We start from the raw sequence: 2160 nt of genomic DNA, 5'->3' as shown, positions 1-2160 counted from the left end.
GAAGAATTCACTTATAAATGAGTGAGGAGCATCTGATCGCGAGCACAGTGAAGACACTGTGCCGCGGTATGAGATACCCGAATTGCGACATACGAGCGCTATTCATGATATCGATTAATTAATTTTAGCGACACGTGGATATCCCGCGGGCCCGAGAGCGGTCCCGCAAGATACCACGGGCGCACGGCGGATGCCTTGGCACAGGGAGCCGATGAAGGACGCGGCAAGCTGCGATAATCCCCGGCGAGGAGCACACATCCTTCGACCCGGGGGTCTCCGAATGGGCGAACCCATCCACAGCAGTGTGGATATCCCCACCCCGAACACATAGGGGTGGGGAGGACAACCCGGGGAACTGAAACATCTAAGTACCCGGAGGAGAGGAAATCAATCTCGAGACTCCCCGAGTAGCGGCGAGCGAAAGGGGACCGATGGCCAAACCGTCGAGCGGGCGTACCCGGCAGGGGTTCCGCCGACGGGGTTGCAGGGCCGCGCATCCGGGGGCTGCCGCCCCCGGGCGCAGGTCCGGCTGGGGAGCGGAACGGCATGGGAGGGCCGGCCGCAGCGGGTGACAGCCCCGTACGCGAACCCAGACCGGACGGCGCGACGCGGTCCCTGAGTAGGGCCGGGCACGTGAAACCCGGTCCGAACCTGGGTGGACCACCATCCAAGCCTGAGTACTACCCTGTGACCGATAGCGCACCAGTACCGTGAGGGAAAGGTGAAAAGCACCCCGGGAGGGGAGTGAAACAGTACCTGAAACCGTGCGCCCACGAGCAGTCGGAGCACCCTTGTGGTGTGACGGCGTGCCTTTTGTAGAATGAGCCAGCGAGTCGCTGGCGCGGGGCGAGGTTAACCGAAAGGGAGCCGGAGCGAAAGCGAGCCTTAACAGGGCGACTTGAGTCCCGCGCCGCGGACGCGAAGCCGGGTGAGCTATCCGTGGGCAGGCTGAAGCGGGGGTAAGACCCCGTGGAGGGCCGAACGCACGTCGGTTGAAAACGGCGGCGATGACCTGCGGATAGGGGTGAAAGGCCAATCAAACCCGGAGATATCTCGTTCTCCCCGAAATAGCTTTAGGGCTAGCGTCGCGCGTTCACCGCCGGAGGTAGAGCACCGGATGGACGAGGGGGCTTCGCCGCCTACCGAATCCAACCGAACTCCGAATGCCGGCGGCCCAGAGCGCGGCAGTCAGAGCATGTGGGCTAAGCTGTGTGCTCGAGAGGGAAACAGCCCGGACCGCCCGCTAAGGTCCCCAAGTTCCAGCCGAGTGGCAAAGGATGTGCGTCCGCCCAGACAACCAGGATGTTGGCTTAGAAGCAGCCATGCATTCAAAGAGTGCGTAACAGCTCACTGGTCGAGTGGACATGCGCCGACAATACACGGGGCTAAGCTGGACACCGAAGCGGCGGGATTTTACCTAAGTAGAATCGGTAGGGGAGCTTCCCATGGGCGGGGAAGCCGCCGGGCGACCGGCGGTGGAGCGCATGGGAGTGAGAATGCTGGCATGAGTAGCGAGAGACGAGAGAGTAACTCGTCCGCCGTGAACCCGAGGTTTCCTGGGCAAGGCTAATCCTCCCAGGGTCAGTCGGGGGCTAAGGCGAGGCCGGGAGGCGTAGCCGACGCGCAGCAGGCAGACATTCCTGCACCGCGCACGCGGCGCTACGACCGACGGGGCGACGGATGGGGGTGGCTCGGCGGGGTTCTGGACGTCCCCGTGATGGAGCGCGGCCCGCGGACCAGGGAAATCCGGTCCGCACGAGGGCGAGGCTCCGGACGAAGCGATCAAGCGAAGCGAGTGAGCCCGAGGTCCCTAGAAAAACCCCTAGGCAGGCGCGTGCGCGCCCGTACCGCAAACCGACACAGGTGGGTGGGTAGAACATACCGAGGCGATCGGGTCAACCATGGTCAAGGAACTCGGCACAATGGCCCCGTAACTTCGGGAGAAGGGGTGCCCGCGCGTACGTGAACCGGCTTGCCCGGGGAGCGGAGGCGGGCCGCAGTGGAGAGGCCCAAGCGACTGTTTACCAAAAACACAGGACTCTGCAGAAGCCGCAAGGCGACGTATAGGGTCTGACGCCTGCCCGGTGCCGGAAGGTCACGCGGAGGAGTTAGCTTTCGAGCGAAGCCCCGAAGCCAAGCCCCGGTAAACGGCGGCCGTAA

The 2160-nt window shown here is 63.8% G+C and carries 1 rRNA gene (cut by a window edge); it reads left to right on the top strand.

From position 1 onward, the window contains the following. The first annotated feature begins 163 nt into the window (after positions 1 to 163). A 23S ribosomal RNA gene (locus tag DXD16_RS03715) occupies positions 164 to 2160 on the top strand; it runs 1036 nt beyond the window's last position.

The sequence above is a fragment of the Collinsella sp. TF11-5AC genome (genome assembly GCF_003436775.1).
GTDB lineage: Bacteria > Actinomycetota > Coriobacteriia > Coriobacteriales > Coriobacteriaceae > Collinsella.
The sequence above is the reverse complement of the archived record's forward strand: the minus strand, read 5'-3'. Positions and strand labels throughout refer to the sequence as shown.